Source organism: Burkholderia sp. JKS000303 (assembly GCF_002563755.1).
GTDB lineage: Bacteria > Pseudomonadota > Gammaproteobacteria > Burkholderiales > Burkholderiaceae > Burkholderia > Burkholderia anthina_B.
Genome location: NZ_PDBZ01000001.1, coordinates 1453242 through 1471161 on the forward strand (window position 1 = coordinate 1453242; position 17920 = coordinate 1471161).

14 protein-coding genes and 1 pseudogene are annotated in these 17920 nt (G+C 68.4%); 6 read left to right on the top strand and 9 right to left on the bottom strand.

Annotated features, from left to right (window positions below):
• The first annotated feature begins 18 nt into the window (after window positions 1–18).
• Window positions 19–903: a LysR family transcriptional regulator gene (locus tag BX604_RS06995; protein WP_098550125.1), complete on the top strand. Its 885-nt coding sequence runs from the start codon at window positions 19–21 to the stop codon at window positions 901–903.
• A gap of 14 nt (window positions 904–917) precedes the next feature.
• Here the strand turns inward: BX604_RS06995 and eutC are convergent, their stop codons facing one another.
• The 4 genes from eutC to BX604_RS07015 all read right to left on the bottom strand — a co-directional run bounded on the left by eutC (window position 918) and on the right by BX604_RS07015 (window position 6260).
• A complete protein-coding gene (gene eutC / locus BX604_RS07000) occupies window positions 918–1709 on the bottom strand; it encodes an ethanolamine ammonia-lyase subunit EutC (RefSeq protein ID WP_098550126.1) in 792 nt (263 codons plus the stop codon).
• On the bottom strand, window positions 1706–3103 hold the full coding sequence (locus tag BX604_RS07005; protein ID WP_098550127.1) for an ethanolamine ammonia-lyase subunit EutB: 1398 nt from the start codon (window positions 3101–3103) through the stop codon (window positions 1706–1708). Before BX604_RS07005 ends, eutC begins: the two co-directional genes overlap by 4 nt.
• A gap of 92 nt (window positions 3104–3195) precedes the next feature.
• On the bottom strand, window positions 3196–4608 hold the full coding sequence (gene eat / locus BX604_RS07010) for an ethanolamine permease (protein WP_098550128.1): 1413 nt from the start codon (window positions 4606–4608) through the stop codon (window positions 3196–3198).
• A 188-nt stretch (window positions 4609–4796) separates the two neighbouring features.
• Entirely contained in the window at window positions 4797–6260 is a 1464-nt protein-coding gene (locus tag BX604_RS07015; RefSeq protein WP_098550129.1) for a mechanosensitive ion channel, read from the bottom strand.
• A 338-nt stretch (window positions 6261–6598) separates the two neighbouring features.
• Here BX604_RS07015 and BX604_RS07020 point away from each other — a divergent pair.
• Window positions 6599–7174: pseudogene (locus tag BX604_RS07020) on the top strand (AraC family transcriptional regulator); the annotation flags it as partial.
• An 83-nt stretch (window positions 7175–7257) separates the two neighbouring features.
• Here BX604_RS07020 and BX604_RS07025 read toward each other — a convergent pair.
• Window positions 7258–7605: a zinc ribbon domain-containing protein gene (locus BX604_RS07025; RefSeq protein ID WP_098550130.1), complete on the bottom strand. Its 348-nt coding sequence runs from the start codon at window positions 7603–7605 to the stop codon at window positions 7258–7260.
• A 10-nt stretch (window positions 7606–7615) separates the two neighbouring features.
• On the bottom strand, window positions 7616–10288 hold the full coding sequence (locus tag BX604_RS07030) for a heavy metal translocating P-type ATPase (protein ID WP_098550131.1): 2673 nt from the start codon (window positions 10286–10288) through the stop codon (window positions 7616–7618).
• A gap of 81 nt (window positions 10289–10369) precedes the next feature.
• On the opposite strand from BX604_RS07030, the gene cadR reads away from it, so the two are divergent.
• Together cadR and BX604_RS07040 are read left to right on the top strand one after the other, a co-directional pair.
• Window positions 10370–10801 (top strand): Cd(II)/Pb(II)-responsive transcriptional regulator, encoded by a 432-nt coding sequence (gene cadR, locus BX604_RS07035; RefSeq protein ID WP_011350541.1) that lies wholly within the window; start codon window positions 10370–10372, stop codon window positions 10799–10801.
• A 68-nt stretch (window positions 10802–10869) separates the two neighbouring features.
• Window positions 10870–11442 carry a PadR family transcriptional regulator gene (locus BX604_RS07040; RefSeq protein WP_098550132.1) on the top strand — a complete coding sequence of 191 codons (573 nt, stop codon included), beginning with the start codon at window positions 10870–10872 and terminating at the stop codon, window positions 11440–11442.
• A 93-nt stretch (window positions 11443–11535) separates the two neighbouring features.
• On the opposite strand, the gene BX604_RS07045 is transcribed toward BX604_RS07040, so the two are convergent.
• The 3 genes from BX604_RS07045 to BX604_RS07055 form a co-directional block, all read right to left on the bottom strand.
• Window positions 11536–12324, bottom strand: coding sequence for an ABC transporter substrate-binding protein (locus tag BX604_RS07045; RefSeq protein ID WP_098550133.1), 789 nt, complete (start codon window positions 12322–12324; stop codon window positions 11536–11538).
• A gap of 112 nt (window positions 12325–12436) precedes the next feature.
• Complete coding sequence (locus BX604_RS07050) at window positions 12437–13591, bottom strand: pyridoxal phosphate-dependent aminotransferase (RefSeq protein ID WP_098550134.1); 1155 nt, start codon at window positions 13589–13591, stop codon at window positions 12437–12439.
• 212 nt (window positions 13592–13803) lie between these two features.
• Complete coding sequence (locus BX604_RS07055; protein ID WP_098550135.1) at window positions 13804–14484, bottom strand: TetR/AcrR family transcriptional regulator; 681 nt, start codon at window positions 14482–14484, stop codon at window positions 13804–13806.
• A 117-nt stretch (window positions 14485–14601) separates the two neighbouring features.
• Between BX604_RS07055 and BX604_RS07060 the strand changes: the two genes are divergently transcribed.
• Together BX604_RS07060 and BX604_RS07065 are read left to right on the top strand one after the other, a co-directional pair.
• Entirely contained in the window at window positions 14602–16254 is a 1653-nt protein-coding gene (locus BX604_RS07060; protein WP_098552733.1) for an acyl-CoA dehydrogenase family protein, read from the top strand.
• Between the two features lie 43 nt (window positions 16255–16297).
• A complete protein-coding gene (locus BX604_RS07065; RefSeq protein ID WP_098550136.1) occupies window positions 16298–17806 on the top strand; it encodes a class I adenylate-forming enzyme family protein in 1509 nt (502 codons plus the stop codon).
• Window positions 17807–17920: the final 114 nt, after the last annotated feature.

Genomic DNA, 17920 nt, shown 5'->3' on the forward strand with positions numbered 1-17920 from the left:
GCCAACCCGCTTACGTCGATGGAAAACCTGAACGGCATCGCCGCCTTCGTGCGCACCGCCGAAGCGCTCAGCTTCGTCGCGGCCGGCCGCGCGCTCGGCATCTCGGCATCGGCGGTCGGCAAGACGATCGCGCGGCTCGAGCAGTCGCTCGGCGTGCGCCTGTTCAACCGCACGACGCGGCGCGTCACGCTGACCGACGAAGGACGCCACTTCTACGAGCGCTGCCAGCGCATCCTCGAGGATTTCCGCGATGCCGAAGCGACCGTGACGGCGTCCGCGCAGCGCCCGCGCGGCAAGCTGCGCGTGAGCCTGCCGGTGATCGGCTACCGGTTCCTGCTGCCGGTGCTGCCCGAATTCAAGCAGCGCTATCCGGACGTCGAGCTCGACCTGGATTTCAACGACCGGATGGTGGATGTCGTCGAAGGCGGCTTCGACGCGGTGATCCGCAGCGGTCCGCTGTCGGATTCGCGCCTGATGTCGCGGCGGCTCGGCCCGTTCGGGTTCGTGCTGTGCGCGACGCCCGCGTATCTCGTGCGGGCCGGCACGCCGCATGCGCCGCGCGATCTCGCAACGCACGATTGCGTGCGCTACTGCTTTCCGACCACCGGCAAGCTGCAGGACTGGGCGCTCGCCGACGACGACGGCACGCCGCTGACACTGCGCACCGTGATGACCTGCAACAACATGGAAGCGCTGCGCGGCGCGGTCATGTCGGGGCTCGGCATCGGCTACATGCCCGACTTCCTCGCGAGCGACGCGCTGGACAGCGGCGCGCTCGTCACCGTGCTCGACGACTACCGGATCGCGCCGGGGCAATTCTCGATCGTGTGGCCGTCGAGCCGGCAGTTGTCGCCGAAGCTGCGCGTGTTCGTCGACTTCGTGTGCGAGCGGCTGTTCAAGTAGCCCCCGGTGCGCGATCACTCTGCCTCGATCCGCTCCGCTTCAGCTTGCGGCAGCAGCGCATCGCTGTCGTCCTTCAGATCGACGCCCGTCAGGCCCAGCCGGCGCGCATGCGTCATCAGGTAATGCAGCTTGTGCGCGGCGGCGGCATGCGGCAGCCCTTCGGGCCGCACGTTCGAGATGCAGTTGCGCAGCGCGTCGTGGCAGCCGACCTTCGGCGCCCACGTCAGGTACACGCCGAGGCTGTCCGGCGAGCTGAGCCCCGGCCGTTCGCCGATCAGCATCGCGACGACCTGCGCGCGCAGCAGCTCGCCGATCTCGTCGCCGAGCGCGACGCGCGCCTGCGTCGCGACCACCACCGGCCCGATCCGCCAGCCGTCCGCGTCGAGCCGCGGACGCACGGCTTCCAGCAGCGGCAGCGCCTGCTTCGTGGCCGCGAACGCCGACAGCCCGTCGCCGACCACGAACACCACGTCCGGCGCGTCGTCGAGCGCCGCGCCATAGCCGGCCAGCAGCGCGCGCCCGTCGTCGGACAGCTTGCGGCCGAGGTCGGGCCGCCGCAGGTAATGCTGGCGGTCGGGCGCCGCGCTCTGCACGCCGAGCGTCGCGAAGCCGGCCGCGTCGATCTCGCGCCGCAGCGCGTCCGCATCGAGCGGCTGGTGCACCGCGTCGCGCGCCTGCGCGTGCGACAGGTTGAACGCGAGCAGCGGCGCGGTCGGCAGGCTGTTGCCCGCGCGGCCAAGCGCGATGCGCGCGTTCGTGAACGACTTCAGCTGCGCCCACGGGTTCTTTTCGACGGCGTCGCTCATGCGGAAATCCCCATCCAGTCGTTCGCGCCCGCGAGCAGCGGCACGCGCGCGCTCGCGGCGCGCAGCGCACCATGCGCGTCGGCGATTTCCATCGTCTCCAGCCACTCCTCGAACTCGGGCGCGCGGCGCAGGCCGAGCACGTCGCGCACGTACAGCTGATCGTGAAACGACGTGCTCTGGTAGTTCAGCATCACGTCGTCCGCGCCCGGAATCCCCATGATGAAGTTGATGCCGGCCACACCGAGCAGCGTCAGCAGCGTATCCATGTCGTCCTGGTCGGCTTCCGCGTGGTTCGTGTAGCAGATGTCGCAACCCATCGGCACGCCGAGCAGCTTCCCGCAGAAGTGGTCCTCGAGCCCCGCGCGGATGATCTGCTTGCCGTCGTACAGGTATTCCGGCCCGATGAAGCCGACCACCGTGTTCACGAGGAACGGGTCGAACTTGCGCGCGACCGCGTACGCGCGCACTTCGCAGGTCTGCTGGTCGACGCCGAAGTGAGCATTCGCCGACAACGCGCTGCCCTGCCCGGTCTCGAAATACATCAGGTTGTTGCCGACGGTGCCGCGCTTGAGCGACAACGCGGCCTCGTGCGCCTCGCCGAGCAGCGCGAGCGAGATCCCGAAACTCGCGTTCGCCTTCTCGGTGCCCGCGATCGACTGGAACACCAGATCGACCGGCGCGCCCTTCTCGATCGCCGCGATCGTGTTCGTCACGTGAGTCAGCACGCACGACTGCGTCGGCACGCCGTAGCGCTCGCGAAACGCGTCGATCATCGCGAGCAGCTTCACGATCGCCGCGAGGCTGTCGGTCGCCGGGTTGATGCCGATCATCGCGTCGCCGCAGCCGTACATCAGCCCGTCGAGCATCGACGCGGCGATGCCCTTCACGTCGTCGGTCGGGTGGTTCGGCTGCAGCCGCACCGACATCCGTCCCGCGAGCCCGACCGTGTTGCGAAAACGCGTGACCACGCGGCGCTTGCGCGCGCCGGCGATCAGGTCCTGGTTGCGCATCAGCTTCGACACGGCCGCGACCATCTCGGGCGTGAGACCCGGCGCGATCCGTTCGAGCGCGGCACCGTCGGCCACCGGCGACAGCAGCCAGTTGCGGAAATCGCCGACCGTCAGATGCGAGATTTCGGCGAACGCAGCCGCGTCGTGATCGTCGAGGATCAGGCGCGTGACCTCGTCGTGTTCGTACGGAACCACCGCTTCGTTCAGGAACGCTCTCAGCGGCACGCCCGCGAGCGCGATCTTCGCGGCGACGCGCTCCTCCTCGCTCGCCGCCGCGACGCCGGCGAGCTGGTCGCCCGAGCGCAACGGGCTCGCCTTCGCGAGCAGCGTCTTCAGGTCCGCGAAGCGGTACGTGCGCGGGCCGATCGTCTCCGTATAGGACATCGTTCGAATCTCCTTGCCAAATGCCGACGGCGCGCCCCGCTCGGCAGCGCGCGCCGGATGCCGTCAGGAACGGCCGTTCGCGTTCGCCATGCTCATTCCTCGAGCAGCGCGTCGCCCGGCGCGCTCGTGCGCTGCGAACGCGTCGCGAGGAAGTACGCGTAGCCGAGCGCGAGGAACGCGACGAACACCATCGCCACGAGTCCGTTGAAGACCACCATCGTGCCGAGGCAAATCAGGGCCGCAACGATCGCGAACGCCGGGAAGAACGGGTACAGCGGCGCGCGGAACGGCCGCGCCATGTTCGGCTGCGAACGGCGCAGCTTGAACAGCGACGCCATGCTTACGATATACATCACGATCGCGCCGAACACCGACATCGTCACGATGTTCGCGGTGAGCGTCTGGCCGCCGAACTGGATCAGCTCGTCGCTGTAGATCGCCGCGATGCCGACCACGCCGCCCGCGAGGATCGCGCGGTAAGGCGTCTTGAAGCGCGGATGCACCTTCGCGAGCCATTCGGGCAGGTAGCCTTCGCGGGCCAGCGCGAAGATCTGGCGCGAATAACCGAGGATGATCCCGTGGAACGACGCGACGAGCCCGAACAGCCCGAGCCACACGAGCATGTGCATCCAGCCGCTGTTCGCGCCGACGATGTACTTCATCGCCTGCGGCAGCGGGTCGTTGATGTTCGCGAGCTTGGTCCAGTCGCCCGCGCCGCCGGCGAACACCATCACGCCGACCGCCAGCGTGACGAGCGTCAGGATGCCGGCCACGTAGGCGATCGGAATCGAGCGCTTCGGGTTCTTCGCCTCCTCGGCGGCCATCGCGACGCCTTCGATCGCGAGGAAGAACCAGATCGCGAACGGAATCGCCGCGAACATCCCGTGGAACGCGCCCAGGCTGAAATGATCGGCGCCCGACCAGCCGCCCTTCATGAAGTGGCTCCACGCGAAGCCCGGCGACACGACGCCCATGAACACCAGCAGCTCGAAGATCGCGAACAGCGTGACGATCAGCTCGAAGGTCGCCGCGATCTGCACGCCGACGATGTTCAGCGCCATGAACACGAGATATGCGCCCATCGCCGCGTTTTTCGGTTCGAGCCCCGGAAACTGCACGTGCAGATAGGCACCGATCGCGAGTGCGATCGCAGGCGGCGCGAACACGAATTCGACGAGGGTTGCCGCGCCGGCCAGGTAGCCGCCCGCCGGGCCGAACGCCCGGCGCGCATACGCGAACGGGCCGCCCGCATGCGGGATCGACGTCGTCAGTTCGGTGAAGCTGAAGATGAAGGTGGTGTACATCGCGGCGACGAACAGCGCGGTGACCACGAAGCCCAACGTGCCCGCGGTTGCCCAGCCGTAGCTCCAGCCGAAGTATTCGCCGGAAATCACGAGGCCGACCGCGATGCCCCACAGCTGCCAGGTCCCGAGCGTTTGCTGCAGCGCGGGCTGACCGGACGACTTGGCGCCGGCGGCGGGCCGGCCATTCGACTCTGCTTTCATCGGATTCTCCTGAAAGGCGCGGGCCTGTCGGCCTGCGCGACTGAGAACCGATGCTAGAGAGTCATTAAACGACGTGTTATCGAAATTCGGCAAAGATGGCCGCTGACGTTTCGCCGACCGCAACGCCGCCGCGCGCTGCGTGGCTGCCCCGGCCACCCTCCTCGGGCAGCCGGGGCGCCGCGGCCTGCTTACTGGCCGCCGCCGCGCTGGTTGAACCAGCGGTCGAGCAGCTTGCCGGCCGCTTCGCGACCGCCGAGGCCGAACGACAGCGCGACCGCCACCGCGATCGCGCCGAGCACGAGACCGAACGCGAGCTGCACTATTTCATTGGCGATGCCCATCGCGCGCAGCCCCATCGCGAACACCAGGCCGAGGATCGCGAATTGCGCGATCCGCGCGAACAGCACGCTGTGTTCGCGGTCGGCCTGCTCGATCACGCGACGCGCGAGGCTCGCAAGCCACACGCCGATCACGAGGATCACGCCGCCCATCAGCACATGGCCGCCGAATTCGATGAACAGCGTGACGACGTCGCGCACCTGCGTAAAGCCCAGCCGGTTCGCGGCTTCGACCGCGGCGAACAGCATCGCGAAGAACACGATCAGCCGTGCGACCAGCACCGACGGCTGCAGGATCCCCGAGAACACGCGTTCGACACCGAGCACCGCCGGCAACCCGTCGGCGCCGGCGGCTTCCAGCAGCTTCTGCGCGAGCGATGCGACGAAACGCGCGAAATAGAACGTGACGAGCACGATCACGATCGCCGCGACGATGTCCGGCACCGCGCCGAGGAACTGGTTCAGCATGTTGGTGGCGGGAATCGAGATCGCGTCGATCTTCAGCGCATCGAGCGCGGAGATCAGCGTCGGCACGAACACGAACACGTAGACGATCGTGCCGATCAGGCTCGACACGCGCACCGGCGTCGGGCTGTCGAGCCGCGCGGTGAGCCGATCCGCGCCGGCGGCAACCAGCAGGTTCGTCACGAGGCCGCGCAGCACGCGCGCGACGACCCAGCCGACGAAGCCGATCACCGCAGCCGCAAACAGGTTCGGCACGATCGCGAGCAGCTTGTCGATCATCCCCTGCACCGGCGACAGCAGGCCGGACAGTGCGAACGACGCGAGAATCGCCGGCAGGAACATCAGGATCACGAGCCAGAACAGCACGTCGCCGAGATAGCCGCTCATCGGCTGCATGCCCGCGCTTTCGGACAGCTTGTCGTCGACCTTGCTCGCCTTCAGCGCACGGTTCGCGAGGCTGCGCAGCAGCGACGCGATGAGCCACGCGATCAGCGTCAGCGCCGCGCCGCCGATCAGGTTCGGCAGGTAGTTGACGATGTGCGTGACGAGCAGCGAGAACGGATTGGAGACCGCGTACAGATTCAGTACGTTGAAGATCCCCACCGCGGTGACGAGCAGCACGAGCCAGAACAGCCCGCCGGCGACGATGCGCTCGACGCAGGCGCCCTGGCCGGTGCTTTCGTTGATGCGCTGGTCGACCTTCAGCGCGTTGAGCAGCCGGAGCGCGCCGGCCCGCACCACCACGGCAATCAGCCAGCCGATCACCAGGATGCCGATCGCGCCCGCGATCTTGGGCAGGTATCCGCCTAGCGTGGTCTGCAGCGACGTGATGAAGCTGGAAGCATCCATTTCTTCTTCTCCCGAAAAACGTGGCGTTGCGATTGAACATCGACGAACTACCTGCGTACTTCGAAAACCGTGCTGTGCTGCCCGAGCAACTTACCTGAGAAAAATGACGCATTCATCGGATTTCACCGTCTTTAACTTTAGTCATAGATCGCAGGGGCGGAACCCTATTTCGATGAAATAAAAAAGGGGGCGGATTCAGTACGACTACGTATCTCCGCAAGATTTATCCAGCGTGCGCATGCTACCGTGACGCGAATTCCTGCCGGCGCATGCCGATGACCGTCGCAACGAAAACCGGTATGCCGCATGGCTGCGCGATGCAGCGCGGGTCGCGCACGCGTGCATTTCGCGATGCTTACGGTGTGCCGCCCGCGCAGCACCGGCGCGCCGGCATCCACCGGCCGATTGTTCCGCTACAGCGAGGGGAGGAAGACATGTTCAAGCATGAAGTCGAGATCCGGCGGCTGCCGGAACTGCGCGGGTATGCGGTGGCGCACACGGGTGCGTACCTGAAGGTCGGCGACGCGTTCGCGCACATCGGCGCGTGGGTCGCGCAGCACGGACTGATCGGCCCCGGCGCGAAGATGATCGGGATCTTCTACGACAACCCGGATACGACGCCCGAAGCACAATTGCGGGCGAAAGCCTGTTTCGTGCCGGGCGCCGGCGCACCGGACGTCGCGCCGGTGCCGCCGGTGGAGCGCGTGACGATCGCGGGCGGCGATCATGCGGTGCTGCTGCACACGGGACCGTATGCGGACCTGAAAGCGGCCTACCAGTGGCTGTACGGCGACTGGCTGCGTCACTCGGGCCGCGAAGCCGCCGATGCGCCGCCGTTCGAGTTGTATCTGAACACGCCGATGGATGCGGCGCCGGCCGATCTGCAAACCGAGATTTATTTGCCGCTGCGGTGAGTGAAGGGGCACGGGCTGGCCGGCGTACGTCGAGACCGGGATGATGCGGCCGCCTGATCCCGCTGCCCGCCAGGGGCTGACAATCAGGTGCGGCCGGCTTGCGTCCCGCAACTCGGGCAAAAGCGCGCATCGGCCGCCAGCGCCGCGTGGCAGCGGCTGCACGCGTCGCCGCGCTGCGAGGTGCCGCACTGCGCGCAGAATCGCGCGTCCGCCGCGTTGAGCGCGCCGCAGCCCGCGCAGGCGAGCTGACGCAGCGGCGCGTTGCCGCCCTGAGCGTCGGCCGGCGACTGCCAGCCCCAGCCGTGACGGTCGCGGCCACGCGCATCGTGGCTGCCATGACCTTCCGCACGCTGCCCGCCGTGATGCCCGCCACCATGGTTGCCGTGATGGCCGCCACCGTGACCACCCAGGATCCGTTTCAGAAAGCTCATCGCCCGCTCCTCATCGCTGCGTCTGCGCGCCGTCGAATACGCCGGTCTTCGACAGCAGCCGCAAGCCGTTGCCGACCACGATCAGGCTCGCGCCCGCATCGGCGAACACGGCCATCCACATCGTGCCGAGCCCTGCGACCGTCAAGCCGAGGAACACGACCTTCACGCCAAGCGCGAAACCGATGTTCTGCACCAGCACGCGATGCGTCGCGCGCGACAGCCGCACGAACGCCGGAATCTTGCGCAGGTCGTCGTCCATCAGCGCGACGTCGGCCGTCTCGATCGCGGTGTCGGTGCCCATCGCACCCATCGCGAACCCGATGTCGGCACGTGCAAGCGCCGGCGCATCGTTGATCCCGTCGCCGACCATCCCGACCGCACCCGCGCCGCCGGCCGCCAGTTCCTCGACCGCCGCGAGCTTGTCCTCGGGCAACTGGTTGCCGCGCGCATCGTCGATGCCGGCCTGCTGCGCGATCGCCTGCGCGGTGTGCGGGTTGTCGCCGGTCAGCATCGCGGTGCGAATGCCGAGCGCGTGCAGGTCGGCGATCGCCGCGCGGCTGGTGTCCTTGATCGTGTCGGCGACCGCGAAAATGCCCAGCACGCGCGTGTCGTCGACCAGCATCACGACGCTCTTGCCCTGCCGCTCGAGCGCATCGAGCTTCGCCTCCAGCGCCGGCGAACAGCGTTCGAGTTCCTCGACGAGCCGGTGGTTGCCGAGCCAGTAGCGCGCGCCGTCAATCGTGCCGCGCACGCCGCGCCCGACGATTGCTTCGAACGCCTCGACATCGGCGAACGCTGCCGTCTGCGCATCGCGGGCCGCCGCGGCAATCGCCTGCGACACCGGGTGATCGGAGCGCGCCGCGAGGCTCGCGCCGAGATGACGCACATGCGCGGCATCGACGTCGGCGGCATGCAGGTCGAAGTCGGTCTGCACCGGCTTGCCGTGCGTGATCGTGCCGGTCTTGTCGAGCGCGAGCCACGCGAGCTTGCGGCCTTCTTCCAGATAGACGCCGCCCTTCACGAGAATCCCGCGCCGCGCCGCGGCCGCGAGGCCCGACACGATCGTCACCGGCGTCGAGATCACCAGCGCGCACGGGCACGCGATCACGAGCAGCACCAACGCGCGGTAGATCCAGTCGTGCCACGCGCCGCCCAACACGAGCGGCGGCACCACCGCGACCAGCAGCGCGATCGCGAACACGATCGGCGTATAGACGCGTGCGAACTGGTCGACGAAACGCTGCGTCGGCGCCTTCGCGCCCTGCGCTTCCTCGACCGCGTGGATGATCCGCGCGAGCGTCGAGTTGGCCGCCACCGCCGTCACGCGATAGTCGAACGAGCCCGATTCGTTGATCGTGCCCGCGTACACGGCGTCGCCGGCCGCCTTCTCGACCGGCAGGCTCTCGCCGGTGATCGGCGCCTGGTTCACCGTCGAGCGGCCCGCGACGACTTCGCCGTCCAGCCCGATCCGCTCGCCCGGCTTCACGCGCACGACCGCGCCGAGCGCCACCTGCGCGGCCTCGACGGTGCGCCACGCGCCATCGGCGTCCTGCACGGTCGCGGTGTCGGGGGCAAGCCGCATCAGGCCCTGGATCGCATTGCGCGCGCGATCGAGCGACTTCGCCTCGATCAGTTCAGCGATCGTGAACAGCACCATCACCATCGCCGCTTCGGGCCACTGGCCGATCGCCATCGCGCCGGTCACCGCGATGCTCATCAGCGCGTTGATGTTCAGGTTGCCGTTGCGGATCGCGATCCAGCCTTTCTTGTAAGTGGTCAACCCGCACGCGAGCACCGCCGCGAGCGCGAGCACGGCCGACAGCCACACCGGCAGACCGACCCAGTTCGCCGCTTCGGACGCGACCGCCGCGACGCCGGCCAGCGCGAGCGGCCACCACGGCTTCGCGGGCGCGTCGGCGACGCGGGCGGCCGGCGCATCGGCCGACGCGGCCTCCGGCGTCATCCCGAGCGTGCGGATCGCGCTCTCGATGGCGGGCTGCGCGCCGGGCACGTGGTCGACGGTCAGCATCCGCTGCATCAGGTTGAATTCGAGCGCCGATACCTGCTGCATGCCGCCCAGCTTCTTGCGGATCAGCGTTTCCTCGGTCGGGCAGTCCATCTGCATGATCCGGAACGCGGAGCGCACGTGGCCCGATGCGGTGGCCTGCGCGACCGGAAGCGGCACGAGCGTCAGCGCGGCAGGGGCGCAGCAGTCGCCGGCCGCGTGGTCGTTGTCGTTGTCGTTGTCGTTGTCGTTGTCGTTGTCGTTGTCGTTGTCGTTGTCGTTGTCGTTGTCGTTGTCGTGGTCGTGGTCGTGGTCGTGGTCGTGGTCGTGGTCGTGGTCGTGGTCGTGACCGGCATGATCATGTGCCGCGTGGTCGTGCGCCGCGTGATCATGCGAACACGCCGCGCCGTGCCCGTCGCCGTGTGCGTGACCGGCATGGTCGCCATGACCGTGATCGTGCCCCGTGCCGTGCGCGGCTGCGTGATCGTGGTCATGGTCGTGGCCGCATTCATGCGGCTGCGCACCGCGCGAGGCGCCGTCGCCGTGCGCGTGCTCGCCGGCCGCCGGCGCCGTGTCGTCGACGGTCGCCGCCTGCGTGTCGCGCGCGTCGGCGCAGCAGGTCTCGGCGCCGCCGGCATGACGGTGTCGTGGGTCGTGGGTACGCTGGGCGTCGGTCATGACAACCTCCTCTATGGCTTGACGGTGTAGAGTTAACACCCTGAAGCCACTACAAGGTCAAGCCTTACAACGGAGAAAGCCATGAAGATCGGCGAACTGGCCAAAGCGGCCCGCTGCACGCCCGAAACGATCCGCTTCTACGAGAAAGAGGGTCTGATGCCGGATGCGGAGCGTACCGATTCGAACTACCGGAACTACACCGACGTGCACGTCGAGCGGCTGCGCTTCATTCGCAACTGCCGTGCGCTCGACATGGCGCACGACGAAATCCGCGCGCTGCTGCAGCTCACCGACACGCCGGCCGACCCGTGCGATTCGATCAACTCGCTGCTCGACGAGCACATCGGCCACGTCGACGCACGCCTCGCGGAACTCACGCATCTGCGCGACCAGCTCACCGAATTGCGGCGTCAATGCGTCGGCGAACATTCGGTCGAAGACTGCGGCATCGTGCATGGTCTGGCGACAATGGAAACGGTCGCACCGGCCGCGAAGCGCTCGCACCTCGGCTGAAACCCTTGTGGAATATGATAGTCTAGTTAATACTAGTTATATTCTTGCTAGACATAATCGAACTATTCATGACATCGAGCCGCCCGTCTCCGCTTGCGCTCGCGGTCCTCGCGACGCTCACCGAAACGCCGATGCATCCGTACGGCATGCTGCAGCAGTTGAAGGCCCGCGGTTACGACGAAGTCGTCAACGTGCGGCAGCGCACGAGCCTCTATCAGACGATCGACCGGCTGCTGCGCGACGGGCTGATCGCCGTGCACGATACCGAGCGCGACGGCGCGTTTCCCGAGCGCACGCTGTACACGCTGACCGAAACCGGACACACGGCCGGGCAGGCGTGGCTGCATGCGCTGCTCGCCGAGCCCGCGCGCGAATTCCCGGCGTTCGGCGCCGGCCTCGCATTCCTGCCGCTGCTCGACGCCGACGATGCGCGTCACCAGCTCGAGCGCCGCATCGCCGCGCTCGAAGCCGAACGCGAACGCCTCGAATCGCTGCGCAACGCCGCGCAGAACGATCAGGTGCCGCGCCTGTTCCTGCTGCAGAACGAGCATGCGCTCGTGCTGCTCAACGCGGAGCTCGACTGGGCCCGCAGCGTCGTCGAGCACCTGAAGATCGGCGCGTTGCGCTGGGTTGACGGCTGACTGAACAGCTGACTTGGCGGCGAACCCGCAAGCACCGCGCATCCGCAGTCCGTCACGCATCGCAGCGGCCACCGCGGCCGCCGCTTGCCCCGCTTACTGCGTCGAGATGTCGATATTGCCGAAGTACTTCTGGCCCAGCGACTTCACCGTGCCGTCCGCCTTCAGCTTGTCGATCGCCGCATCGAGTTTCGTCTTCAGCGCGTCGTCGCCCTTGCGCAGCCCGAACGCGATCCCGCTGCCGAGAATCTTGTCGTCGCGCACCGGCTGACCGACGAACGAGAAGCCCTTGCCGTCCGGACGCGACAGGAAGCCGCGCTGGCCGGCCGGCGCGAGCACCAGCGTCGCATCGAGGCGGCCCGACACGAGATCCGCGTACGCCTGGTTCTGGTCTTGGTACGCGACGATCGACACGCCGGCCTGCTCCCAATGCGCCTTCGCGTAGGTCTCCTGGATCGACGCCTGCAGCACGCCGACGCGCTTGCCCTTCAGCGATTCGGGCGTCGGCAGCAGGCCGCTGCCGGTGCGCGCGATCAGTTGCGTCGGCACGCGGTAGATGATCGTCGTGAAGTCGATCGCCTGGCGCCGCTGCTCGGTCGCGTTCATCGCCGAGTTGATCGCGTCGAACTTGCGGCCCTTGAGCGCGGGAATCAGCCCGTCGAACGACGTCTCGACCCACTTGCACGACAGCTTCGCCGTCTGGCAGACCGCGTTGCCGACATCGATGTCGAAGCCCTGCAGGTCGCCGTTCGGCGCTTTCGATTCGAATGGCGGGTACTGTGCCTCGAGACCGAAGCGCAGCGTCTGTCCGTCGGCGAGCGCCGCACCGGAGCCGAGCGCGCACGCGAATGCGAGCGCGAGTTTCAGGGTGTGTCCATGTTTCATCGTGATCTCCTGACTTGTCGGCCGCAGCCGTGCTTCGGCACGTGCCGCGGCCCATCCGTGGCTTTCCGTGCGACGTATCCGTCGCCTGCTTGGGTGCGGGCCGTGCCCGCGATTACAGCGAGCGCAACCGCCGCGCGCCCTCGATCAGCGTCGCGTCGTCCTTCGAGAAACTGAGCCGGATCACGCCCGCGTCGGTGCCGTCGGTGTAGAACGCCGACAGCGGAATCGTCGCGACGCGCGCATCGCGGATCAGGCGCAGCACGAAATCGCTGTCGCTTTCGTCCGAGAAGTGCCGGAACCGAGCGAGCATGAAGAACGAGCCTTCGCTCGGCAGCAGCTCGAAGCGCGAATCGGCCAGCTCGCGCGCGAGCAGGTCGCGCTTGGCCTGGTAGAACGCCGACAGTCCGAGATAGCTTTCCGGTCGCGCGAGGATTTCCGCGAACGCGACCTGCATCGGCGTGTCCGCCGAGAACACCATGAACTGGTGCACCTTGCGGATCTCGTCCATCAGCGCGGCCGGCGCGATGCAGTGGCCGACGCGCCAGCCCGTCACGTGGAACGACTTGCCGAACGACGACACGATCACGCTGCGCTCGGCCAGCTCGCGGTGACGCGCGACGCTCTGGTGCTGCGCGCCGTCGAACACCACGTGCTCGTAGACCTCGTCGGACAACACCACAATGTCGGTGTCGCGCGTGAGTTGCGCGAGCCGGTCGAGATCGTCGGCGGAGAACACCGTGGCGGTCGGGTTGTGCGGCGTGTTCACGATGATCATCCGCGTGCGCGGCGTGATCGCCGCGGCGACCTCGTCCCAGTTCACGCGGAAATGCTCGGGCGACAGCTTGATCGCGACCGGTGTTGCGCCCTGCATCCGCACGATCGGCGCATAGCTGTCGAACGACGGCTCGAAATAGATCACTTCGTCGCCCGGATGCACGAGCGCGCTGATCGCCGCGTAGAGCCCTTCGCTCGCGCTCGCGATCACCGTGATCTCGGTGCCCGGGTCGTAGCGCGTGCCGTACAGCGCCTCGGTCTTCTCCGCGAGCCGCTCGCGCAGCGACGCGATGCCGGCCATCGGCGCATACTGGTTATGGCCGTCGCGCATCGCACGTGCGACGCCCTCGACGAGCGCGGGATCGGGCGCGAAATTCGGCGCACCCTGCGACAGGTTCAGCGCATCGTGCTGCGCGGCAAGCTGGCCGATCACCGTGAAGATCGTCGTCCCGACGTCGGGCAGTTTCGAACGGGGCGTGGTGGCGCTTCGCATGACTCCTCCTTCTGATGTCCTTCGGGCGGGCCCGCGCGAAACGCGCGGCCCTGCACATGCCGCATGATTTAGCCCCAACCAATATCGGCGGACAATCGAAAGTTCGTCATGGCGGCCATGCATTTTTCTCATGGCTCGTGACACGAAAGGCTCAGCGCCACGATGGCGCTGCGCGCATCGCATGCGAATCCGGCATTACCCCTAGGAGGTGTTCACGAGGATGACGGGCTGGCGCCGGCCGCCAGATACGCGCGCAGCAGCGTGTGCAGCTCGCCGCGCAGCACGCCGAAGTCGAGTGCCGGCCCGAGCGTCAGCAGCGCCTGCGACACGCCGCCGTAGCAGACCGTATGCGCCATCCGCGCAAGCCCGTCGAGTCGCTCGGCCGGCGGCGGATCGGCGGACTGCGCGAGCGCGTCGCGCCACAGCGCGACGTAGGCGTCGTAGTGCCGGCGGTAGGCGACGAGCGGCGACACCTGCCGCTCCAGCGCAAACAGCGCGCTCCACAGCGCGGCGTCCGCGCCGATCGCGTCGAGCTGCAGGTCGACGAGCGCGGCCGCGAGTTCGGCGCGCGGCGCGCCGCGCAACCCGTGCGCCGCGTCGCGCAACCGGTCGGCCAGTGCGAGCACGCGCCGGTGAATGCACAGCGCGGCGAGGCTTTGCTTGTCGCCGAAGTATTCGTAGAAGGTGCCGATGCTCACGCCTGCGACGGCCGCGATCTCGCGGATCGTCGCCTTCGCATAGCCGCGCTCGAGCAAAAGCTGAACGAACGCCTGCTGGAGCGCATCGGACGTGGCCTGCGCGCGCGACTGGCGCGGCCGGCGGCGCAAGGCGGGCGCGGGTTGCGCCGCCGGCTGACCGGGCGGCGCCGGAACCTGAACATGTCGCGGCGGCATATTTGCTACTCTGAAATTCAGCGGAAACGCGTTTACCGGTAGCCGGTGCGGGCAATGAACGCCGGCAGCGCGGTACCCGGCCGACCGACCGCGAAGCATGAGACCGGAGACAACCCGATGACCGAATCGACCCATGCCGTCACGAACCAGTTCGACGAACTGGTCGACTATAACCTCTTCGCGACGGACGCCGCGCTGCGCGAGGCACTCGCCCGCGCCGGTGCCGACTGGGCCCTCCCGCGGCTCGACGCGTACGGCGCGCGGCTCGGCAGCGCCGACACCGCGCAACTCGCCGACGAAGCGAATCGCCACACGCCGGAGTTGAACGCGTTCGACCGGCGCGGCCGGCGCATCGACCGCGTCGACTTCCATCCGGCCTGGCACACGCTGCTCGGGATGTACCGCAACGAAGGCTTCGTGTCGCTCGCATTCCGCGATACGCGCCCCGGCCGCTGGGCCGCGACCGCGGCCGGCTTCTACCTGCACGGCCAGATCGAGGCCGGCACGCTGTGCCCGGCCACCATGACGCAGGCCGCGATTCCGGTGCTGCAGAAGGAGCCCGCGCTGTGGGCGCTGCTGCGCGACAAGCTCTACAGCGACGACTACGACCCGCGCGACGTGCCGGTCGCCGACAAGCGCTCGATCTGGTTCGGCATGGGGATGACCGAGAAACAGGGCGGCTCCGACGTGCGCGCGAACGCGACGCTCGCGACTGCCGTCGGCGCGGGCGGGCGCGGCGGCGAATACCGGCTGCGCGGCCACAAGTGGTTCTTCTCCGCGCCGATGTGCGATGCGCACCTCGTCGTCGCCCACACCGAAGCGGGTAGCCCGTCGTGCTTCTACGTACCCCGCTGGCGCCCGGACGGCACGAAGAACGCGGTCGAGATCCAGCGGCTGAAGAACAAGGTCGGCAACCGCAGCAATTCGAGCAGCGAGATCGAGCTGAACGACGCGTGGGGCATCATGCTCGGCGACGAAGGCCGCGGGATTCCGACCATCATCGAGATGGCCACCTACACGCGGCTGAACTGCGTGCTCGGCAGCGCGGCGATGCTGCGCCAGGGCGTCGTGCAGGCGATCGCGTACACGCGCCAGCGCCACGCGTTCGGCCGCGCGCTCGCCGAGCAGCCGCTGATGCGCACCGTGCTCGCCGATCTCGCGCTCGAAAGCGAAGCCGCGCTTGCACTGGCGATGCGCCTCGCCGAGGCGTTCGAGCGCGACGACTCGCCGCGTGAACGCGCGTGGAAGCGGATCGTCACGCCCGCCGCGAAATTCTGGGTCTGCAAGCGCGCGGTCGAACTGTGCGGCGAAGTGATGGAAGTGTTCGGCGGCAACGGCTACGTCGACGACGGCCCGATCGCGCGGCTGTTCCGCGAGGCGCCGGTCAACTCGATCTGGGAAGGCTCCGGCAACGTGATGTGCCTCGACGTGCTGCGCGCGGTGTCGCGCGAGCCCGATGCGGCCGCCGCACTGTTCGCCGAGCTGTCCGATCTCGGCGCGGGCGAACCGCGCATCCGCGCGGCGCTCGACGCGCTGCGCGCGATGCTGGCGGCGCCGGCCGACACGCTCGAGGCGTCGGCGCGCGTGTTCGCGCAGCGGCTCGCGCTCGTCGCGCAGGCGTGCCTGCTGCTGCGCGATGCGCCCGCGGCCGTCGCCGATGCGTTCATCGCGACACGACTCGCCGCACCCGATTGGGGCCACATCGTGGGCGGCTTCGATCCGCACGCGCTCGACGTCGGCGCGCTGCTGCAACGCGCGTACCCGGCCTGACGCCTGTCCGCCTGCTCATCCGTCACGCCCGCCCGGAGCCTCGATGAACCTCGTCGCCGCCCTCGACCGCGCCGCCCGCGCGACGCCCGACAAGCCGTTCCTGATCCACGACGACACGACGATCACGTACGCCGCCGCGCGCGAGCGCTCGCATCGCGCGGCGGCCGTGCTGAGCGCGCTCGGCATCGCGGCCGGCGACCGCGTCGCCGCGATGTGCCTGAACACGCCGGCGTTCGTCGACCTGATGTTCGGCGCGTGGCGGCTCGGCGCCGCGTTCGTGCCGGTGAACCACAAGCTGCAGGCGCCGGAAGTCGACTATCTGCTCGAACACAGCGGCAGCAAGGTGATCCTGTTCGATGCGGCGCTCGCGCCGGTGCTGTCGCGCGTGATCCATCCGGCGCGACGGCTCGTCACCGAAGGCAGCGCCGACGGCGTGCCCGACTTCGATGCGATGCGCGCGGCGATGGACGGCATCGCGGGCATCGAGCCGGCCGACGGCGACGTCGCGCAGGTCCTCTACACGTCCGGCACGACCGGCCGCCCGAAAGGCTGCGTGCACAGCCACCGCACGGTGACGTTCGCCGCGATGGCGGCGGCGCTCGCGACCGGCATCGGCCGCAACGAACGCACGCTGATGGCGATGCCGATCTGGCATTCGTCGCCGCTGAACAACTGGTTCGGCGGCACGCTGTACGCGGGCGGCACCGTCGTGCTGCTGCGCGAATACCATCCGCTGCGCTTCCTGCAGGCGATCGAGCGCGAGCGCGTGACGCTGTATTTCGGTGCGCCGGTGTCGTACACGCTGCCGCTCGACACGATCGACCGCTTCGCGGCGTTCGACCTGTCGAGCGTGCGCGCGTGGCTGTACGGCGGCGGCCCGATCGGCGCCGTGCAGGCCGAGCGGCTCGCGCGTGCGTATCGCAGCAACGCGTTCTTCCAGGTGTACGGGATGACGGAGACGGGCCCGGCCGGCACCACGCTGTATCCGGACGAGCAGATCGCGAAGGCCGGCTCGATCGGCCGCCAGGGCGGCCCCGGTGTCGACCTGCGGGTCGTACGGAGCAATGGCGCCGACGCGCTGCCGGGCGATACCGGCGAGATCTGGCTGAAGGCCGACAGCATGATGCTCGGCTATCTCGACGACGACACCGCGACGCGCGCCGCGTTCGCGCCGGGCGGCTGGTATCGCACCGGCGACATCGTGCGGATCGATCAGGATGGCTATCTGTTCATCGTCGACCGGCTGAAGGACATGATCGTGACGGGCGGCGAGAACGTCTATTCGAAAGAAGTGGAGGACGTGCTCGGCGCGCATCCGGGTATCGCGGAAGCTGCCGTCGTCGGCGTCCCGCATCCGGACTGGGGCGAGACGGTCGTCGCGCACGTCGTGCTGCGTGCGGGCACCGTGCCCGATGCGGATGCGCTGCGCGCGTTCTGCGGCGAACGGCTCGCCGCGTACAAGATCCCGCGCGAATTCGTGTTCGCCGAAACGCTGCCGCGCACGCCGACGGGCAAGCTGCAGAAATTCCTGCTGCGCACGCGTCGCGAGTAACGTCGAAGCCCGCGCCGCACCCAAAGAAAAAGCCACCGGACCCGACGGCCCGGTGGCTTTTTCGCATGCTGCGCGCAGCAGCGCCTCTCGACGCCACCCGCGACTCACGTGCTG

Excerpts from the sequence above, each read along its gene's own strand:
- BX604_RS07015 (WP_098550129.1), bottom strand. The coding sequence starts at position 6,260 with ATGGATGCTTCCAGCTTCATCACGTCGCTGCAGACCACGCTAGGCGGA.
- BX604_RS07030 (WP_098550131.1), bottom strand. The coding sequence starts at position 10,288 with ATGACCGACGCCCAGCGTACCCACGACCCACGACACCGTCATGCCGGC.
- BX604_RS07045 (WP_098550133.1), bottom strand. The coding sequence starts at position 12,324 with ATGAAACATGGACACACCCTGAAACTCGCGCTCGCATTCGCGTGCGCG.
- BX604_RS07025 (WP_098550130.1), bottom strand. The coding sequence starts at position 7,605 with ATGAGCTTTCTGAAACGGATCCTGGGTGGTCACGGTGGCGGCCATCAC.
- eutC (WP_098550126.1), bottom strand. The coding sequence starts at position 1,709 with ATGAGCGACGCCGTCGAAAAGAACCCGTGGGCGCAGCTGAAGTCGTTC.
- cadR (WP_011350541.1), top strand. The coding sequence starts at position 10,370 with ATGAAGATCGGCGAACTGGCCAAAGCGGCCCGCTGCACGCCCGAAACG.
- BX604_RS07005 (WP_098550127.1), bottom strand. The coding sequence starts at position 3,103 with ATGTCCTATACGGAGACGATCGGCCCGCGCACGTACCGCTTCGCGGAC.
- BX604_RS07065 (WP_098550136.1), top strand. The coding sequence starts at position 16,298 with ATGAACCTCGTCGCCGCCCTCGACCGCGCCGCCCGCGCGACGCCCGAC.
- BX604_RS07055 (WP_098550135.1), bottom strand. The coding sequence starts at position 14,484 with ATGCCGCCGCGACATGTTCAGGTTCCGGCGCCGCCCGGTCAGCCGGCG.
- eat (WP_098550128.1), bottom strand. The coding sequence starts at position 4,608 with ATGAAAGCAGAGTCGAATGGCCGGCCCGCCGCCGGCGCCAAGTCGTCC.
- BX604_RS07050 (WP_098550134.1), bottom strand. The coding sequence starts at position 13,591 with ATGCGAAGCGCCACCACGCCCCGTTCGAAACTGCCCGACGTCGGGACG.
- BX604_RS07060 (WP_098552733.1), top strand. The coding sequence starts at position 14,602 with ATGACCGAATCGACCCATGCCGTCACGAACCAGTTCGACGAACTGGTC.
- BX604_RS06995 (WP_098550125.1), top strand. The coding sequence starts at position 19 with ATGGAAAACCTGAACGGCATCGCCGCCTTCGTGCGCACCGCCGAAGCG.
- BX604_RS07040 (WP_098550132.1), top strand. The coding sequence starts at position 10,870 with ATGACATCGAGCCGCCCGTCTCCGCTTGCGCTCGCGGTCCTCGCGACG.